We start from the raw sequence: 17,991 nt of genomic DNA, 5'->3' as shown, positions 1-17,991 counted from the left end.
TGCAAACTTTCAGCGCTTGGCGATGATGTACACCGCATGCACGATGCCCGGGATGTAGCCCAACAGCGTCAGCAGAATATTCAGCCAGAAAGCCCCGCCGAAACCGACTTGCAGAAAAACACCCAGCGGCGGCAGAAGAATGGCGATGATGATGCGAATGATATCCATGGATGACTCCCTGATTGGCGATGGCCATATTGCCATATGCTCATGGACACCTGACCGCTCGTCAGGGTTCAGTGCGGACCATCAAGGGGCGCCCAAAGGGAAGGTTATGCGCGGACAAAAAACGCAGGCAAAAGAAAACCCCGCCGAAGCGGGGCTTTGCAGACTGTTTCCCTGACATCCATTTCACTCCGCCTTCCTGGCAGAATCCTACGTGTCCGTGTTGTTACTTTTGCGCGTCCTGCGCTACGTCCATGGAAGCTAGATTATCCGTGGATCCAATCTGCCGATAGAGGGAAATCGCCAGCACGTGATGTAAGCATTTGCTTACATCACGACACATCTTCAGAACTGACCCGGCTCCAAGAGGAACAGCGACTCACTGCCCGCCTTCACCGAAGCGCTCAGCGAATGAATTCGCGGTAACAGGCGGGCGAAGTAGAATCGCGCCGTGCCCAGCTTGCCTGCGTAGAAATCATCCTGGCTTTCCTTGCCCAGGGCCGCCCTGGCCATCAACGCCCACATGTAGGCATAAGCGGTGTAGCCGAACGCTTGCAGGTATTCCACCGAAGCCGCGCCAATTTCGTTCGGGTTGTTTTTTGCCCGATCGAGCAGCCATTCGGTCAGCTCGTCCAGCGTGCCAACGGCATCGTTCAACGGTTGGGTGAACTCCGACAAATCGCTGCTTGCGGTGGCGGTGAAATGACGGATTTCATCGGCGAACGATTTATAGAACGCCCCACCACTTCCGACGATCTTGCGCCCTACCAGATCCAGCGCCTGGATACCGTTGGTGCCTTCATAGATCTGTGTGATGCGCACGTCACGCACCAGTTGCTCCTGGCCCCATTCGCGGATGTAACCGTGACCGCCGAAGATCTGCTGGCCATGGACCGTGGTTTCCAGGCCCAGATCGGTCAGGAAAGCCTTGGCCACCGGCGTCAGCAGCGCGACCAGGTCTTCCGCGCGCTTGCGCGTGGCTGGGTCTTCGCTGAATTTCGCGGTATCCAGTTGCATCGCCACGTAGGTGGAAAATGCGCGGCCACCTTCGTTCGAGGCTTTCATGGTCAGTAGCATGCGGCGCACGTCCGGGTGGACGATGATCGGGTCAGCGATCTTGTCTTTGTTTTGCGCGCCGGTTGGCGAACGGCTTTGCAGGCGATCGCGGGCGTATTCGATAGCGTTCTGATAGGAACGCTCGCCAGTGGCCAGGCCCTGGATACCGACGCCCAGGCGCTCGTAGTTCATCATGGTGAACATCGCCGCCAGGCCTTTGTTGGGCTCGCCGACCAGATAACCTACCGCTTCGTCGAAGTTCATCACGCAGGTGGCGGACGCCTGGATGCCCATCTTGTGCTCGATCGAACCGCAGTTGGCTGCGTTGCGTGCGCCCAGGCTGCCGTTGGCATTGACCATGAATTTCGGCACGAGGAACAGCGAGATGCCTTTCGGCCCGGCCGGTGCGTCCGGGAGCTTCGCCAACACCAGGTGAATGATGTTTTCGGTGAGGTCGTGTTCGCCGCCTGTGATGAAAATCTTGGTGCCGCTGACTTTGTAGGAACCGTCGGCCTGGGGTTCAGCCTTGGTCCGGATGATCCCCAGGTCGGTACCGGCGTGAGGCTCGGTCAGGCACATCGAGCCGGCCCAGATGCCCGCGTACATATTCGGCAAGTACGCGGCCTTCAACGCTTCGCTGGCGTGGGCATTGATCGACAGGCAAGCCCCGGCGGTCAGCATCGGGTACAGCCCAAATGAGAGGCTGGCGGAGTTGACCATTTCCTCGACCTGGGCCGAAACAGCCTTGGGCATGCCCATGCCACCATACGCCGGATCACCACCGACACCCACCCAGCCGCCTTCGGCATAAGTCTTATAAGCCTGTGGGAAACCTGCCGGGGTCGTGACGGCGCCGTCAGCCCAGTGGCAACCTTCCTCGTCAGCCGCGCGGCTGAGGGGCGCTACGCTTTTGCTGGTGACCTTGCCGGCCTCTTCAAGAATCGCCTCGACAGTTTCAGCGTCCACAGTGTCGGCCAGCGCCGGCAATTGAGCCCAAAGTTTCGCGACCTCGAATACTTCATTGAGGACGAAGCGCATATCGCGCAGGGGCGCTTTGTAGTCAGCCATGGCAAACCTCGCAGGATCTAAACAATTGGTTCGTGGGAAAGCGTTTCACAATGGGTCAGAGTGTACCCCAACAACTTTTGCGACACATAGGGTCAACCCGTGACCGTTTTGTAATTTTTAGTCACGGTCGAAATTTGATGTTTTATCGTGGCGAGGGAGCTTGCTCCCGCTGGGGTGCGCAGCAGCCCTTTTTTGAGAGCTACGCACTCAAGCCGGAAAGCTCCCTCGCCAAGGAGATATTTCAGCCCTTCAAAGCGCAAACAACTGCGCCGGCAACTTCATCAGGCATTCGCTTCCCGCCTCGACAGCTGAGCGATGAGCGGCCGTGCGCGGCAACAGGCGCTTGAAATAAAATTCACAAGTCGCCAGCTTGGCCCGGCAAAAATCCGCGTCGCCATCGCCACTGTCGAGTTGCGCCTGAGCCACCAACGCCATGCGCAACCACAGGTAAGCCAGGATGATGTAACCGCTGTACATCAGGTAATCCACGGAGGCGGCCCCCACCTCATCGGGATTTTTCATGGCAGCCATGCCGACCTGGGTCGTCAAATCACCCCATTGCCGATTAAGCCCGTCCAGTTGCGCAATGTATCCCTGGAGTTGCGCATGCCCGGTATTGGCGGCGCAGAACTGATGAACAATTTTGGTAAACCCGCGCAGCAGCTTGCCTTGGCTGCCCAGCACCTTGCGTCCCAGCAAGTCCAAGGCCTGGATGCCGTTGGTGCCTTCGTAGATCGGCGCGATCCGACAATCGCGTACCAATTGTTCCATGCCCCACTCGCGGATAAAGCCGTGGCCGCCGAAAACCTGCATGCCGTGGTTGGTTACCTCCAGCCCCGTGTCGGTCATGAACGCTTTGCAGATAGGCGTGAGGAAGGCCAACAGGTCTTCGGCCTCTTGGCGGGCGGTTTCGTCATGGCTCAAGTGCGCGGTGTCGAGCAATTGCGCAGTGAAGTACGTCAGCGCCCGGTTGCCTTCGTTGAAGGCCTTCATCGTCAAGAGCATCCTGCGCACGTCAGGGTGGACGATGATTGGGTCGGCCGCTTTTTCCGGCGCCTTGGGGCCGGTCAGCGAGCGCATCTGCAGACGATCATTGGCGTATCTGACCGCGCCCTGGAAACTCGCCTCGCCCAGACAAAGACCCTGCATGCCGGTGCCGAGGCGGGCATGGTTCATCATGGTGAACATACAGTTGAGGCCCTTGTTCGCCTCGCCGATCAGGAACCCCTTGGCGCCGTCGAAGTTCAGCACACAGGTCGCCGAGGCCTTGATGCCCATCTTGTGTTCGATCGACCCGCAGGAAACGCCATTGCGCTCCCCGGCCTCGCCTGCGGTGTCGGGCAGGAACTTCGGCACGATAAACAACGAGATGCCCTTGGTTCCGGCCGGAGCATCCGGCAGCTTGGCGAGCACCAGATGGATGATGTTGTCGCTCATGTCGTGCTCGCCGGCGCTGATGAAGATCTTGCTGCCGGTCACCGCATAGCTGCCGTCAGCCTGGGGCACCGCGCGGGTCTTGATAATGCCCAGGTCGGTGCCGCAGTGGGCTTCGGTCAGGCACATGGTACCGGTCCACTGGCCGGCGGTGAGTTTGCTGAGATAGGTCTGCTTCTGTTCCTCGGTGCCATGGGCGTGGATCGCCGACATGGCGCCGTGGGTCAGGCCAGGGTACATGCCCCAGGAAGTGTTGCTCGACCCGATCATTTCGCTGATGACCAGGCCCAGGGAACTGGGCAGGCCTTGGCCGCCATACGCTGGGTCCGCCGCCAGGCCGTGCCAGCCGCCTTCCACATACTGTGCGAACGCCTGCCGGAAACCTGTAGGCGTAGTCACCACGCCATTGTCGAAATGGCAGCCCTCCTCGTCACCTAGACGATTGAGCGGCGCCAGCACATTCTCACAGAACCGAGCACCTTCCTCGAGGATGGCGCTGACCATGTCCGGGCTGGCATCGCTGGCACCCAGTTCGGCATAGCGGCCATGGAAATCGAAGACGTGGTCGATCAGAAAGCGCATGTCGCGCAGGGGAGCTTTGTACTCGGGCATGGTGGTTTTCTCCGGTAGCAGATCGTTTAAACCTACTGCCGGCCACCGGGGCCCACAATCACAGTCCAGACGCTGAATGCGCCATCATCACTCAACCCGCGGCGGCCTCCATGCGCACCGCACCACGACGACTCTGCCCGAAGGCGACCACACAGTTTCGCCCCGCGCCCTTGGCGTTATACAGCGCCTGGTCCGCCGATTTGAGCACCTCTTCGGGCGTACGCTGCTCGATGCGCTCGGCCACGCCGATGCTGACGGTTACCGATACGCTGGAGGCGCCAGCGCCCGAGCGACGCTGGCGCCCTTGTTGATCGTCCTGGGGGCGACTGTCGGAATTACGCAATTGAATAGCGTAGGTCTCGATGGACTGACGGATGACTTCCAGATGGGGCATGCACTCATCAATGGTTTTACCGGCGAACACCAGCGCAAATTCCTCACCACCATAGCGATAAGCCCTACCGCCCCCGCCGATTTTCGACAGCTTGCTGGCCACCAGGCGCAGCACTTGATCGCCGACGTCGTGGCCGTGGGTGTCGTTGAACTTCTTGAAATGGTCCACGTCGCTCATCGCCAATACGTAATTGCGCCCCAGGCGCTGCATGCGCTCATTCAAGGCACGACGTCCCGGCAGGCCGGTGAGCTCGTCGCGGAACGCCATTTGATACGCCTCGTGGGCGACCGCGGCGGCAATCATCAGCATCACCTGGCTGCACATGATGTTCAGGGTGAACGGCAAGATGAAGGTTTTCGGCAGCATCCAGAACAATCCCAGCAGCCCCACCAGTTGCGCCGCGTGCAGAGGCCGGGGGTTACGCCAGTATTGCCAGGCCAGCAGCAGGAACGCGGCGGCGAACATAGGGTAGGACAATTGGATCAGGCTCATCCAGGCGCCGTGCAACGCGGGCCAGCGGATCTCCGAAAGCCACAACAACAAGGCCTGGGGGAAACTTTGCTCCAGGGCCAGCGCCACGCTGCCGAAAACCAGCAACACCGCGAACCGCGCCACCATGTCCTGGAACAGATGGGTGCGCTCCTGCCACGCCGCGAACAGCCCGAACAACAGCGGCAGCAACAAGCAGACGAGATGGAACACCACCGCCGCGTCTTCACGCACCTTACCGTTATCGCGGTAGAAATCGGTTTGGGTGTCCAGCAGGAAGTAGGCGATGTACACCGTGACCATCAGAAACAGCTCACGCTGGCGCCGGTAAACGGAGCAATACGCGCCCCCCAGTAGCAATACCAATGTAGGAAGCACATTGAACAGGGAGGTAAAGAATACGTTGAGATCCTTGACGTAGGCAGCCGCGAGCCCTGCCAACAACAGCAACAGTGACGGTAGGAAATGGCTGAGACGTACAGCGGAAGAACGCGGCAAGGGTAAGCTCCGACCCGGCTGATCAAGGATGGCATTGTGCCTGCGCTGTGTGACCGATGTCACACTGCCATCGCTGTAACGGCAGAGGCCGGAGTTTTCTTAAGGCTTTGTTGGATGAATATTGTTTCAGGATCGCTATAAATCCCCGTGGCGAGAGAGCTTGCTCCCGCTCGGCTGCGAAGCAGTCGTAAACCGGCGGGTGCGGTGTGTCTGATGCTCGCATTCGGCAGGTTTGGGGCCGCTTCGCAGCCCAGCGGGAGCAAGCTCCCTCGCCACGGGTTCGTCGAAGGCCTTGATTGGGGTTATGGCAGGCATGAAAAAGCCGCTACTCCCGAAGAAGCAGCGGCTTGTGGAGAATCGCCTAAGGCTTAGTAGCCCAGCGCGAAATCTTCTTCTTTCATGTCCATCAGGTTGTTGGCGCCCGACAACATGGCCGCAACATGGGTGCGGGTACGCGGCAGGATGCGCTGGAAGTAGAAGCGCGCGGTCTGCAGCTTGGCGGTGTAGAACGCTTCTTCGGTGGTGCCGGCTGCGAGTTTTTCCGCTGCCAGACGCGCCATGTCGGCCCAGAAATAGGCCAGGCAGGCGTAACCGGAGTACATCAGGTAATCCACCGAGGCCGCGCCGACTTCTTCGCGATCCTTCATGGCTGCCATGCCAACCTTCATGGTCAGCTCGCCCCATTCTTTGTTCAGCGCAGCCAGGGGTTCGACGAACTCCTTGACCGCTTCGTTGCCTTCGTTGCCCTGGCAGAACTTGTGGACGATCTTGGTGAAGCCCTTGAGCGCTTCGCCCTGGGTCATCAGGACTTTACGGCCCAGCAGGTCGAGCGCCTGAATGCCGGTGGTGCCTTCGTACAGCATCGAGATGCGGCTGTCGCGAACGTTCTGCTCCATGCCCCACTCGGCGATGAAGCCGTGGCCGCCGTAGATCTGCACGCCATGGTTGGCCGATTCGAAGCCGACTTCGGTCATGAAGGCCTTGGCGATCGGCGTCATGAACGCCAGCAGCGCATCGGCTTTCTTCTTCTCTTCTTCATCCACGCCGTACTTGACGATATCCACCTGCTTGGCGGTGAAGTACACCATCGCCCGGTTGCCCTCGGCGAAGGCCTTCATGGTCAACAGCATGCGGCGCACGTCAGGGTGCACGATGATCGGGTCGGCGGCCTTGTCTGGCGCTTTCGGGCCGGTCAAAGAACGCATTTGCAGGCGATCACGGGCATATTTCAGGCCGCCCTGGAAGCCGATCTCGGCGTGGGCCAGGCCTTGCAGCGCAGTGCCCAGGCGTGCGGTGTTCATGAAGGTGAACATGCAGTTCAAGCCCTTGTTCGCCGGGCCGATCAGGAAACCGGTGGCCGCGTCGAAGTTCATCACGCAGGTGGCGTTGCCGTGGATGCCCATCTTGTGTTCCAGGGAACCACAGCTCACGGCGTTGCGCTGGCCGACGGTGCCGTCGGCGTTCGGCAGGAATTTTGGAACGATGAACAGCGAGATGCCCTTGGTGCCGGCGGGTGCATCCGGCAGGCGTGCCAGCACGATGTGGACAATGTTGTCGGCCATGTCGTGTTCGCCAGCCGAGATGAAAATCTTGGTGCCGGTCACTTTGTAGGAACCGTCGGCCTGAGGTTCGGCCTTGGTGCGCAGCATACCCAGGTCGGTGCCGCAGTGAGGTTCGGTCAGGCACATGGTGCCGGTCCATTCGCCGGACACCAGCTTGGTCAGGTACGCCTCTTGCTGCTCGGGCGTGCCGTGTTCGGAAATGGTGTTCATCGCGCCATGGGACAAGCCTGGGTACATGCCCCACGACCAGTTGGCTTCACCGACCATCTCGCTGACCGCCAGGCCCAGGGACTCCGGCAGGCCTTGGCCGCCGTGCTCGACGTCATGGGCCAGGCTTGGCCAGCCGCCTTCGACGAACTGCTTGTAGGCTTCCTTGAAGCCGGTCGGAGTTTTCACGCCGGACTCGCTCCAGGTGCAACCCTCAAGGTCACCCACGCGGTTCAGCGGTGCCAGCACCTGCTCACAAAACTTGGCGCCTTCTTCGAGAATGGCGTCAACCATGTCTGGAGTTGCGTCCTGGCAAGCCGGAAGGCTCTGATAATGCGCTTCGTAGCCGAGCAGTTCGTCACGAACGAAGCGAATATCACGCAAGGGGGCCTTGTAGTCAGGCATAGCGATAAACCTCTGCTGATGTAACCGGGGATGAACGACCGCGCGGATTTGTTGTAGCGGTCAAACAGTTGTTTGAAACATACGTTTACGCCCAAAACTTGTCAAGCATCGATCTTTTGCCATTCGTCATCGATTAGCAGGCGTTCGGGACGAGAGAAATCCATCGCTATGAATTGTGCGCAGGACGCGCAGGGAAAGATTAGTTGAGGGAGAAGGAGTTAGAGACAAAAACGCCGCGATTATCGCGGCGTTTTCAAAGTCCGTGTCGGGTCGGATCAGGCAAATGTGTTGATCAAAGTGCCGAGCATTTCGTCGGAAGCCTTGGCGACGTTCACGCCCAATTGGACCTGGAACTTGCCTTGGGCCATGTCCACCATGTTGCTGGCCAGGTCCGATTGCCGGCTGCGATCCACCGAGCGCAGGCGATCGACCTGGACTTCGGAGGATTGGCTGGTGACCGAACGCTCGATCGTATTGTTGGCGATCTGGCTGGAGGCCTGGTCGACACGGTTCTGCCCCGTCTGAATCGTGCTCAGACCAGCGTAGAACGCGGTATTTCCTGAGATTTCCATGGCGAGGCTCGTTTTCTTGAAAGGGTCGGCACTGGCATTGAACCAGAAGGCTTGGCAAAAGGCCCGACAAAAACACTAATGGCACAGTGCCTTGTCATAGGCAAAACCTTGGCAAGTCGTCAGTCCAACAGGTCCATTTGCAGGTGCCCGGCCACAGCCTCGGCGGTCACGCTCTGGATCCGCGCCACCCTGCCCAGGCAAGGCGCCGGGAGGCGCTCGGCCAGGGTTGCCAGGTTTTCTTCCAGGCGTGAGGTGGCCGGATCGATGATGTTCGCCACCCATCCGGCCAGTTGCAAGCCGTCGCGGGCGATTGCTTCGGCGGTCAGCAAGGCGTGGCTGATGCAGCCCAGGCGCACGCCCACCACCAGGATGACGGGCAAGCCCAGCGCAATCGCCAGGTCGGACAGATTGTCCTGGCCGGCCAGCGGCACGCGCCAACCGCCCGCGCCTTCGATCAGAGTGAAATCGGCGCCCAGCGCCAGCACTTCACGCATCGGCCCCAGCAGCGACTGCACCGTGAGCGCGACGCCCGCCTCCCGGGCGGCGAGGTGCGGCGCAATGGCTGGTTCGAACGCCACCGGATTGACCTGTGCATAACTCAACGGCACCGAGCATTCGGCCAACAAGGCCAAGGCATCGGCGTTGCGCAGCCCTTTGGGCGTCACGTCGCAACCGGAAGCCACCGGTTTTCCGGCGGCCGTGCTCATGCCGGCCTGGCGCGCCGCGTGCAGCAGGCCCGCCGCCACGGTGGTCTTGCCCACATCGGTATCGGTGCCGGTGATGAAATAAGCCTGGCTCATAGCGGTTTCTCCAACACGGCGTAGACCGCCTGGTAAGTCGCGGGCAGGCCCTGGACCTGGCGAAACTGTTCATAGGCTTCAACCAGCGCCAGGATCCGTGCCCTGCCCGTCAACCCACCGGGACGGCCGGGATTCAGATTATGGGCGCCCAATGCTTTCAATTCGTGGGTCAGGCTACGTACATCCGGGTAATGCAAGACGTGGGGCTGATTTTCCAGACTTAGGACGTTCAAACCACTGCTTGCGCATAACTGTCGATAAGTCTCGAAATCACGGAAACGGTTGACGTGTACCAAGCCATCCACCTGACGCCAACTGTCGCGCAGTTCGTACAACGTGCCGACACACAGACTAGTAAAGGCAAACAGTCCACCCGGCCTCAAAACACGATGGGCCTCGCGCAACACCGAGGCGAAATCATCGCACCACTGCACCGCGAGGCTGGAAAAAACCAAGTCGCAGCTCGCCGAGTGCAAAGGCAAACGCTCCGCATCCCCAGCGATAAAATGCGCAGCACCGCCCTGCGGGCGGGCATGGATGAGCATCCCCTCGGCGATATCCAGCGCCAGGCCCGCATCCTCGCCGAACCGCGCGCCCAGCGCTCGGGTGAAATAGCCCGTGCCGCAGCCCAGGTCCAACCAGCGCTGTGGATCGAGCGACGAAGGCAAGCGCCCGAGCAATTGCCCGCCTACATCGCGCTGTAGCTCGGCAACACTGTCATAACTGGCCGCCGCCCGGGAAAACGAGGCCGCTACCTGACGTTTATCAGGCAAAGCACCCGGTAGCTTCACAACGGATAAGTCAGTCATCACCGGACTCATGCAAGAAAGCCTGGATCGCCCCCGCCACGCCGTGGGGATCCTCCAGCAGAAATCCGTGGCCGGCCTGTTCAATCAGGCCGATTTCGACATCCGGCAGCAACGCCAGCAACTCGCCCGCCGCTTCGGCCGGCACCAAGGCATCGAGCCCGGCAAACAAATGCAGCTGAGGGCCGCGAAAGCCCTGCAACGCAGCCCGGGTATCGAGTTGCGCCAATAATTCTAGCCCGGCCATCAACACGTCAGGCGCGGTGTTCGGTGCACCGCCGAGCAGCAATCGCGACAACCCGCGTGGGTCGTCGCAGCCTTGGGCACACAGCAAACTGAAGCGCTTGAGCGTCTGGCGCGGATCGGCAACACACCCGGCAAGAAACCCATCGAATATTTCTGGGGCCATCGCCACCGGCCATTGTTCATAGGCCACGAAAGACACATTACTGGCCAAGGTCAGCAAGCCGCAGCAGCGCTCGCCCCGGCGCGCGGCCAGTTCCGTGGCCAACATGCCGCCCAGGGACCAGCCTCCCAGCCAGGCATCCTGGGGCAACGTAGCATCCAGCTCATCGAGCCATTCATCGAGCGCACTCGACGCCAAAGCGGGCAAGGGTTCGATTTCCACCTGCAAGTGCTCATCGAGCCCTCGCAGCGCAGCGGCCAGCGGTTCGAGGGGCGAAGTACCCAGGCCCCATCCTGGCAACAAGATCAATCGATCACGCATGGTTTGGCTCCGGTCCCAGCCTTGCATAACAATCGGCCAATGCATCCAACAATAGCTGGACCTGGGCCTCGCTGTGGGCGGCGGTCAAAGTGACCCGCAGGCGGGCGCTACCGGCCGGCACGGTGGGCGGCCGGATCGCCGTGACCATCAGCCCGCGCTCGCGCAGCATCCGGGACAGCTCCATCGCCCGCCCCGCATCACCGATCAGGATGGGTTGGATCGGGGTGAAACTGTCCATCAAGCGCAAGCCGATCTGCTCGGCGCCCTGGCGGAACTGGCTGATCAACTGCCTCAGATGTTCTCGCCGCCAATGCTCACTGCGCAGCAGTTCAAGGCTCCGGAGCGTGGCGCAGGCCAAAGCGGGTGGCTGGCTGGTGGTGTAGATGTAGGGCCGGGCGAACTGGACCAGGCTTTCGATCAGTTCCTCACTGCCCGCCACAAAGGCGCCGGCGGTGCCAAACGCCTTGCCCAGTGTGCCGACCAGCACGGGCACGTCTTCCTGGCACATGCCGAAATGTTCGACGACACCGCCGCCGGTAACGCCCAGCGTGCCGAAGCCGTGGGCGTCATCGACCATCAGCCAGGCGCCCTTGGCCTTGGCTTCGCGGGCGAGCGCCGGCAAATCCGCGACATCCCCGTCCATGCTGAAAACACCATCGGTCACCACCAGCGTGTTGCCAATGGCTTTCTCCAAACGCTGGGCCAGGCTTCGGGCATCGTTGTGCAGATAACGATTGAAGCGCGCGCCGGATAACAGCCCGGCATCGAGCAACGAGGCGTGGTTGAGGCGATCCTCCAGCACGGTATCGCCCTGCCCCACCAAGGCAGTGACCGCGCCAAGGTTGGCCATGTAGCCGGTGGTGAACAGCAACGCCCGCGGCCGGCCGGTCAGCTCGGCCAGGGCTTCTTCCAAGGCGTGGTGAGGCGCGCTGTGGCCGACCACCAGGTGGGACGCTCCACCGCCGACGCCCCAGCGCGCCGCGCCGTCGCGCCAGGCCTCGATCACTTGCGGGTGATTGGCCAGGCCCAGGTAGTCGTTGTTGCAGAACGCCAACAACGGCTGGCCGTCCACTACGACTTCCGGGCCCTGGGGGCTCTCGAGCAGCGGTCGCTGGCGATATAGATTTTCGGCACGACGGGCAGCCAGGCGTGCGGCGAGATCGAAGGGCATGCAGGCCTCAACTGTCTATGGATTGGCCCAGGACCTTTTTGGTAGCGAGCCTGCTCGCGATTGCGGTGTACCAGTCGACATGAATGTTGAATGTTGCATCGCTATCGCGAGCAGGCTCGTTCCCACAGTGTCCTGCTTCCAATCAGGGGAATTGCCGAGCGATCAAACAGCGGCGTTATAAAACTGCTCGCTGCTCTTCTGCTCCACCAATGCCTGTTCAATGGCCGCCTGGTGCACTTCGTCAGCGTGTTCTTCGCGGGCTTCGGGTTGGATGCCCAGGCGTGCGAACAACTGCATATCCTTATCGGCTTGCGGGTTGGCGGTCGTCAACAGCTTGTCGCCATAGAAAATCGAGTTGGCGCCGGCAAAAAATGCCAGGGCCTGCATTTGCTCGTTCATCGCTTCACGGCCGGCGGAAAGACGTACATGGGATTGGGGCATCATGATCCGCGCCACGGCGAGCATGCGGATGAAATCGAACGGATCGACGTCCTCGGCATTTTCCAGCGGCGTGCCGGCGACCTTGACCAGCATGTTGATCGGCACCGATTCCGGGTGCTCCGGCAGGTTTGCCAGTTGGATCAGCAGGTTGGCACGGTCGTCCAGGGATTCGCCCATGCCCAGGATGCCGCCGGAGCAGATTTTCATCCCCGAATCCCGTACATAGGCCAGGGTCTGCAGGCGCTCGCTGTAGGTGCGGGTGGTGATGATGCTGCCGTAGAACTCAGGCGAGGTGTCCAGGTTGTGGTTGTAGTAATCCAGGCCAGCCTGGGCCAGCGCTTCGGTCTGCTCCTGGTCGAGGCGTCCGAGGGTCATGCAGGTTTCCAGCCCCATGGCCTTCACGCCCTTGACCATCTCCAGCACGTAAGGCATGTCCTTGGCCGACGGATGCTTCCACGCCGCGCCCATGCAGAATCGGGTCGAACCGATGGCCTTGGCGCGCGCCGCCTCTTCGAGGACCTTCTGCACTTCGAGCAATTTCTCTTTTTCCAGCCCGGTGTTGTAGTGGCCGGACTGCGGACAATATTTGCAATCTTCCGGGCAAGCGCCGGTTTTGATCGACAGCAGCGTGGAAACCTGGACGCGGTTGGCGTCGAAGTGCGCGCGGTGCACGGTCTGCGCCTGGAACAACAGATCATTGAATGGCTGGACAAAGAGTGCTTTGACTTCGGCCAAAGACCAGTCATGACGCAGGTTGGCAGTGGTGCTGGCGCTCATGGGCATTTCCTTGATTATGCTTGGCTGGCGCCCGGGGGAATCGAATACCCACAGGCGCGACACGGATGTTCGGCATATTTAAGGAAGAGTCATGCGCTGTCAACCACGATACACAACACCGGTTTACATCTGGTTAAAAAACAAACAGACCTGTCTGCTGTGCGGCGAATCCACCGACACACCGCAACCCATCTGCACGCCGTGCGAAAGCGAGTTGCCCTGGCTCGGCGATCAATGCAGCGTCTGTGCGCTTCCGCTGCCGATGGCCGGGCTCCGCTGTGGACAATGCGCCACGCGACCGCCGGCCTTCGAACGGGTCGTGGCGCCATGGGTCTATGACTTTCCCGTGGACACGCTGGTCACCCGCTTCAAGCATCAGGCCAAGTGGCCGCTTGGCCGTTTGCTGGGCGAACTGTTGGCGCAGTCGGTCCAACATCATTTCGATGAAGGGCTGGAGCGACCCGATGCGCTGGTGCCGGTACCGCTGGCGGCTCGTCGACTGCGCCAACGCGGGTTCAACCAGGCGACATTGCTGGCCCGCTGGCTCAGCGGGCCGCTGCACATCCCTTGCGAAGAAAACCTGTTGCAGCGCATCCAGGACACGCCTGCACAGCAAGCCCTCGACGCCCCGGCAAGACGTCGAAACCTGCGCCATGCCTTCGCCCTGACGCCCGACGCAACCTTGGCAAACCGTCACCTGGCGCTGGTGGACGATGTGCTCACCACAGGCGCGACGGCCCAGACGCTTGCGCATCTGCTACTCGAAGCCGGCGCCGCTCGGGTCGATGTGTATTGCCTGGCTCGCACGCCGAAACCCGGCGACCCGGCTTGACGCGCGGGCGCCGAGGCGCCAACGTCCTTGCTTCGATTCCCGCGCAGTTTCCGTCATGTCATTGCCTACGCTCCTGACCCAACACATCGTCCGCCGACCACAACGCATCGCGCTGTTGCAGCACATCGCCGAGCAGGGCTCGATCACTCGGGCGGCCAAGAGCGCCGGGCTGAGCTACAAAGCGGCATGGGACGCGATCGATGAGTTGAATAACCTGACCGACCGGCCACTGGTCGAGCGCAGCGTTGGTGGCAAGGGCGGAGGCGGTGCAAAGCTGTCGGAGGAAGGCCAGCGCGTGCTGCGTCTTTACCAGCGCCTGCAAACCTTGCAGGCCCAGCTTCTGGAAGCGAGCGAGGACGCAGGCGACCTGGGCTTGCTCGGTCGCCTGATGCTGCGCACCAGCGCCCGAAACCAATTACATGGCAAGGTCCTCGATATCACCGCCCAAGGCCACAACGATCGTGTTCGCCTTGAACTGGCCCGCGGGCTGGTCATTGAAGCGCAGATCACTCATGACAGTACGCAGCGGTTGGAGCTGGAGACCGGCACCGAAGTCGTCGCGCTGATCAAGGCCGGCTGGCTGGAACTGTACCCCTCCGATCAGCCGGAGGATCCGTCGACCAATACGCTCCACGGCATCATCGAACACATCGCCATCGCCGAAGACGGCCCCAGCGAAGTGCGTATCGGTCTGCCCAACGGCCAGACCCTTTGCGCCCTCGCCGCCCCGTCTCAATTGGGCGAACGCAACCTGGCCTGCGATTCGCCGGTGCAGGTGCGGTTTTCTTCGACAAATGTACTGCTGGGCACGCCCCTATAAAGCGCTGCAACAAAATCGTCATCGACCCGCTTTAAGGTGGCTGCCAAAACCAGCAGGGAGCCCGATGATGAGCCTATTAGAAGAAAACCAATCCACCGATCTGGAAAAGATCGTCGGCCTGAGCCGTCGACGTTTCATCGGCGCGGGTGCCCTGTGTGGCGCGGCGATGTTCCTGGGCGGCAACCTGCTGAGCCGCAGCGTCATGGCCGCCGCCGTGAGCGAAGGCAACAAAAGCATGCTGGGCTTCGACAGCATTGCCGCCGCGACGACCGACACCATTACCCTCCCACCAGGCTACAAGGCCTCGGTGTTGATCAGTTGGGGCCAGCCGCTACAGAAAAACGCCCCGGCTTTCGACCCCAGCGGCAACGGCACCGCCCGCGCCCAGGAAGTGCAGTTTGGCGACAACAACGACGGCATGAGCCTGTTCCCGTTCCCTGGCGACGAAAACCGGGCGCTGATGGCGATCAACAATGAGTACACCAACTACCGCTACCTCTTCCCCCACGGCGGCCAACCGCAGTCGGCCGAAGAAGTGCACAAGGCCCAGGCCAGCGAAGGCGTGTCGGTGATCGAGATCGAGCGTCGTCAAGGCCAATGGCAGTTCGTCCAGGACTCGCGCTACAACCGCAGGATTCATGGCAACACGCCGATTCGCCTGAGCGGCCCGGCTGCCGGTCACGACTGGGTGAAAACCCTCGCCGACAAGAGCGGCAAGAATGTGCTGGGGACCTTCCAGAACTGCGCCAACGGCATGACGCCATGGGGCACTTACCTGACCTGCGAAGAAAACTTCACCGACTGCTTCGGCAGCAGCCAGCCCGACCTGAAATTCGATGACGGTCAAAAGCGCTACGGCGCCACCGTCACCAGCCGCGAAATCAACTGGCACTTGCACGACCCTCGCTTCGATCTGGCAAAGAACCCCAACGAACTCAATCGCCATGGCTGGGTGGTGGAAATCGATCCGTTCGATCCGACATCCACGCCGGTGAAACGCACCGCCCTGGGCCGTTTCAAACACGAAAACGCCGCCCTGGCGCAGACCGATGATGGGCGAGCGGTTGTGTACATGGGCGATGACGAACGTGGCGAATTCATCTTCAAGTTCGTCAGCCGTGATCGCATCGATCACCGCAATGCCAAGGCCAACCGCGACCTGCTCGACCACGGCACCTTGTACGTGGCGCGCTTCGACGCCGGGGACGGCAATCCGGACCATCCCAAAGGCAAAGGCCAGTGGATCGAGCTGACCCATGGCAAAAATGGCCTCGACGCGGCAAAAGGCTTCAATGACCAGGCCGAAGTCCTGATCCATGCGCGACTGGCCGCCAGCGTCGTTGGCGCCACTCGCATGGACCGCCCAGAGTGGATCGTGGTAAGCCCCAAGGACGGCCAGGTCTATTGCACCTTGACCAACAACGCCAAGCGCGGCGAAGACGGCCAGCCGGTGGACGGGCCCAACCCCCGGGCGAAAAACGTCTACGGGCAGATCCTGCGCTGGCGCACCGACCGCGACGATCACGCCGCCAACACCTTCGACTGGGACCTGTTCGTGGTCGCCGGCAACCCGACGGTACACGCCGGCACGCCCAAGGCCGGATCGTCCAACGTCAACGCGCAAAACATGTTCAACAGCCCTGACGGCCTGGGTTTCGACAAGAGCGGGCGGCTGTGGATCCAGACCGACGGCGACTCCAGCAACACGGGGGACTTTGCGGGAATGGGCAACAACCAGATGCTGTGCGCCGACCCCAACAGCGGTGAGATTCGCCGCTTCATGGTCGGACCGGTGGGCTGTGAAGTCACCGGGATCAGTTTCGCCCCGGACTACAAGGCCATATTCGTCGGCATCCAGCATCCAGGCGAAAACGGCGGCTCGACGTTCCCCGAGCATCTGCCCAACGGCAAGCCACGCTCTTCGGTGATGGTGATTACCCGCGAAGACGGCGGCGTCATCGGCGCCTGACACTTTCCTGGCGGGGGAGCTTGCTTCCTCGCCACGAAGAGCGACCCAATGCCTACCGACCCATCATGACCGCTTTGCGCTACCATGCTGGGCCGGACGCGGCAGCCCTGCCGCTGCGCAGGAGTCAGCATGTCCCATCCGTTTGAAACCCTCACGCCCGACCTGGTCCTGGATGCCGTCGAAAGCATCGGCTTTCTCAGTGATGCCCGGGTGCTGGCCCTCAACAGCTACGAAAACCGCGTTTATCAAGTGGGCATCGAAGATGCAGAACCGCTGATCGCCAAGTTTTATCGTCCGCAGCGCTGGACCAACGAAGCCATCCTGGAAGAGCACCGCTTCACCTTCGAACTGGCTGATCACGAAGTGCCGGTGGTGGCACCGCTGATTCACAACGGCGCCAGCCTGCATGAGCACGCAGGGTTTCGTTTCACCCTGTTTCCCCGTCGAGGTGGACGAGCGCCGGAGCCGGGCAATCTCGATCAGCTCTATCGCCTGGGCCAACTGCTCGGGCGCTTGCATGCGATCGGAGCCACCCGCCCGTTCGAGCACCGTGAAGCGCTGGGCGTGAAGAACTTCGGCCATGACTCGCTGGAGACGGTACTGCAAAGTGGTTTCGTCCCCACGAGCCTGCTACCCGCCTACGAGTCGGTGGCCAGGGATCTGCTCAAGCGTGTCGAAGAGGTCTACGCCGCCACGCCCCATCAGAACATCCGCATGCATGGCGATTGCCATCCCGGCAACATGATGTGCCGCGACGAGGTGTTCCACATCGTCGACCTGGATGACTGTCGCATGGGCCCGGCCGTGCAGGATCTATGGATGATGCTCGCCGGGGATCGCCAGGAGTGCCTGGGCCAGCTATCGGAATTAATGGACGGCTATCAGGAATTCCATGACTTCGACCCGCGCGAACTGGCACTGATCGAACCCCTGCGTGCCCTGCGCCTGATGCACTACAGCGCCTGGCTGGCCCGCCGCTGGGATGATCCGGCGTTTCCGCGAAGCTTCCCGTGGTTTGGCAGTGAGCGTTATTGGGGCGACCAGGTGTTGGCACTGCGCGAGCAATTGGCGGCGCTCAATGAAGAGCCGTTGAAGTTGTTCTGATTGGGCTGGGTTCCAAAAGCCACTGAAAAACCCTGTGGGATCGGCAATAAAAGGTTCGCTGCACAATCAGACAAATCTCCTT

The 17,991-nt window shown here is 61.2% G+C and carries 15 protein-coding genes; 4 read left to right on the top strand and 11 right to left on the bottom strand.

All coding sequences use genetic code 11. The features are described from left to right. Positions 1-9 precede the first annotated feature (9 nt). The 11 genes from DOCECA_RS24785 to bioB all read right to left on the bottom strand — a co-directional run bounded on the left by DOCECA_RS24785 (position 10) and on the right by bioB (position 13,184). Positions 10-168 (bottom strand): YqaE/Pmp3 family membrane protein, encoded by a 159-nt coding sequence (locus tag DOCECA_RS24785; RefSeq protein ID WP_038436734.1) that lies wholly within the window; start codon positions 166-168, stop codon positions 10-12. Between the two features lie 342 nt (positions 169-510). Continuing rightward, a complete protein-coding gene (locus DOCECA_RS24780; protein WP_445571231.1) occupies positions 511-2,289 on the bottom strand; it encodes an acyl-CoA dehydrogenase C-terminal domain-containing protein in 1,779 nt (592 codons plus the stop codon). Between the two features lie 249 nt (positions 2,290-2,538). Beyond that, complete coding sequence (locus tag DOCECA_RS24775) at positions 2,539-4,335, bottom strand: acyl-CoA dehydrogenase C-terminal domain-containing protein (RefSeq protein WP_445571230.1); 1,797 nt, start codon at positions 4,333-4,335, stop codon at positions 2,539-2,541. A gap of 91 nt (positions 4,336-4,426) precedes the next feature. Next, positions 4,427-5,716 carry a GGDEF domain-containing protein gene (locus DOCECA_RS24770; RefSeq protein WP_420764902.1) on the bottom strand — a complete coding sequence of 430 codons (1,290 nt, stop codon included), beginning with the start codon at positions 5,714-5,716 and terminating at the stop codon, positions 4,427-4,429. 368 nt (positions 5,717-6,084) lie between these two features. Next, entirely contained in the window at positions 6,085-7,890 is a 1,806-nt protein-coding gene (locus tag DOCECA_RS24765) for a phenylacyl-CoA dehydrogenase (protein ID WP_420764903.1), read from the bottom strand. A 275-nt stretch (positions 7,891-8,165) separates the two neighbouring features. After that, a complete protein-coding gene (locus tag DOCECA_RS24760) occupies positions 8,166-8,462 on the bottom strand; it encodes a pyrroloquinoline quinone biosynthesis protein PqqE (protein ID WP_434649853.1) in 297 nt (98 codons plus the stop codon). A gap of 119 nt (positions 8,463-8,581) precedes the next feature. Further along, positions 8,582-9,262: a dethiobiotin synthase gene (bioD, locus tag DOCECA_RS24755; protein ID WP_420764905.1), complete on the bottom strand. Its 681-nt coding sequence runs from the start codon at positions 9,260-9,262 to the stop codon at positions 8,582-8,584. Continuing rightward, entirely contained in the window at positions 9,259-10,071 is an 813-nt protein-coding gene (bioC, locus tag DOCECA_RS24750; protein WP_434609174.1) for a malonyl-ACP O-methyltransferase BioC, read from the bottom strand. Before bioC ends, bioD begins: the two co-directional genes overlap by 4 nt. Beyond that, positions 10,064-10,795 (bottom strand): alpha/beta fold hydrolase, encoded by a 732-nt coding sequence (locus tag DOCECA_RS24745; RefSeq protein ID WP_445571229.1) that lies wholly within the window; start codon positions 10,793-10,795, stop codon positions 10,064-10,066. The genes bioC and DOCECA_RS24745 overlap by 8 nt, the downstream gene beginning before the upstream one ends. Continuing rightward, positions 10,788-11,966, bottom strand: coding sequence for an 8-amino-7-oxononanoate synthase (gene bioF, locus DOCECA_RS24740; RefSeq protein ID WP_445571228.1), 1,179 nt, complete (start codon positions 11,964-11,966; stop codon positions 10,788-10,790). Before bioF ends, DOCECA_RS24745 begins: the two co-directional genes overlap by 8 nt. A 162-nt stretch (positions 11,967-12,128) precedes the next feature. Then, positions 12,129-13,184, bottom strand: a complete 1,056-nt coding sequence (gene bioB, locus DOCECA_RS24735) for a biotin synthase BioB (protein ID WP_434561957.1) — start codon at positions 13,182-13,184, stop codon at positions 12,129-12,131. Between the two features lie 91 nt (positions 13,185-13,275). Here bioB and DOCECA_RS24730 point away from each other — a divergent pair, with 91 nt between their 5' ends. The 4 genes from DOCECA_RS24730 to DOCECA_RS24715 all read left to right on the top strand — a co-directional run bounded on the left by DOCECA_RS24730 (position 13,276) and on the right by DOCECA_RS24715 (position 17,909). Continuing rightward, positions 13,276-14,016 (top strand): double zinc ribbon domain-containing protein, encoded by a 741-nt coding sequence (locus tag DOCECA_RS24730; RefSeq protein ID WP_445571227.1) that lies wholly within the window; start codon positions 13,276-13,278, stop codon positions 14,014-14,016. Between the two features lie 55 nt (positions 14,017-14,071). Next, a complete protein-coding gene (locus DOCECA_RS24725) occupies positions 14,072-14,836 on the top strand; it encodes a TOBE domain-containing protein (RefSeq protein WP_445571226.1) in 765 nt (254 codons plus the stop codon). Between the two features lie 67 nt (positions 14,837-14,903). Continuing rightward, positions 14,904-16,805, top strand: a complete 1,902-nt coding sequence (locus DOCECA_RS24720) for a PhoX family protein (RefSeq protein WP_445571225.1) — start codon at positions 14,904-14,906, stop codon at positions 16,803-16,805. Positions 16,806-16,934: 129 nt separating this feature from the next. Next, complete coding sequence (locus DOCECA_RS24715) at positions 16,935-17,909, top strand: serine/threonine protein kinase (protein WP_420764913.1); 975 nt, start codon at positions 16,935-16,937, stop codon at positions 17,907-17,909. The last annotated feature ends 82 nt before the right edge of the window (positions 17,910-17,991 follow it).

It is taken from the genome of Pseudomonas sp. E102, from assembly GCF_052660185.1.
Note: the sequence above shows the minus strand (reverse complement) of the source record. Positions and strands in the feature narration are given on the sequence as shown.

Excerpts from the sequence above, each read along its gene's own strand:
- DOCECA_RS24785 (WP_038436734.1), bottom strand. The coding sequence starts at position 168 with ATGGATATCATTCGCATCATCATCGCCATTCTTCTGCCGCCGCTGGGT.
- DOCECA_RS24780 (WP_445571231.1), bottom strand. The coding sequence starts at position 2,289 with ATGGCTGACTACAAAGCGCCCCTGCGCGATATGCGCTTCGTCCTCAAT.
- DOCECA_RS24775 (WP_445571230.1), bottom strand. The coding sequence starts at position 4,335 with ATGCCCGAGTACAAAGCTCCCCTGCGCGACATGCGCTTTCTGATCGAC.
- DOCECA_RS24765 (WP_420764903.1), bottom strand. The coding sequence starts at position 7,890 with ATGCCTGACTACAAGGCCCCCTTGCGTGATATTCGCTTCGTTCGTGAC.
- DOCECA_RS24760 (WP_434649853.1), bottom strand. The coding sequence starts at position 8,462 with ATGGAAATCTCAGGAAATACCGCGTTCTACGCTGGTCTGAGCACGATT.
- bioD (WP_420764905.1), bottom strand. The coding sequence starts at position 9,262 with ATGAGCCAGGCTTATTTCATCACCGGCACCGATACCGATGTGGGCAAG.
- bioC (WP_434609174.1), bottom strand. The coding sequence starts at position 10,071 with ATGACTGACTTATCCGTTGTGAAGCTACCGGGTGCTTTGCCTGATAAA.
- DOCECA_RS24745 (WP_445571229.1), bottom strand. The coding sequence starts at position 10,795 with ATGCGTGATCGATTGATCTTGTTGCCAGGATGGGGCCTGGGTACTTCG.
- bioF (WP_445571228.1), bottom strand. The coding sequence starts at position 11,966 with ATGCCCTTCGATCTCGCCGCACGCCTGGCTGCCCGTCGTGCCGAAAAT.
- bioB (WP_434561957.1), bottom strand. The coding sequence starts at position 13,184 with ATGAGCGCCAGCACCACTGCCAACCTGCGTCATGACTGGTCTTTGGCC.
- DOCECA_RS24730 (WP_445571227.1), top strand. The coding sequence starts at position 13,276 with ATGCGCTGTCAACCACGATACACAACACCGGTTTACATCTGGTTAAAA.
- DOCECA_RS24725 (WP_445571226.1), top strand. The coding sequence starts at position 14,072 with ATGTCATTGCCTACGCTCCTGACCCAACACATCGTCCGCCGACCACAA.
- DOCECA_RS24720 (WP_445571225.1), top strand. The coding sequence starts at position 14,904 with ATGAGCCTATTAGAAGAAAACCAATCCACCGATCTGGAAAAGATCGTC.
- DOCECA_RS24715 (WP_420764913.1), top strand. The coding sequence starts at position 16,935 with ATGTCCCATCCGTTTGAAACCCTCACGCCCGACCTGGTCCTGGATGCC.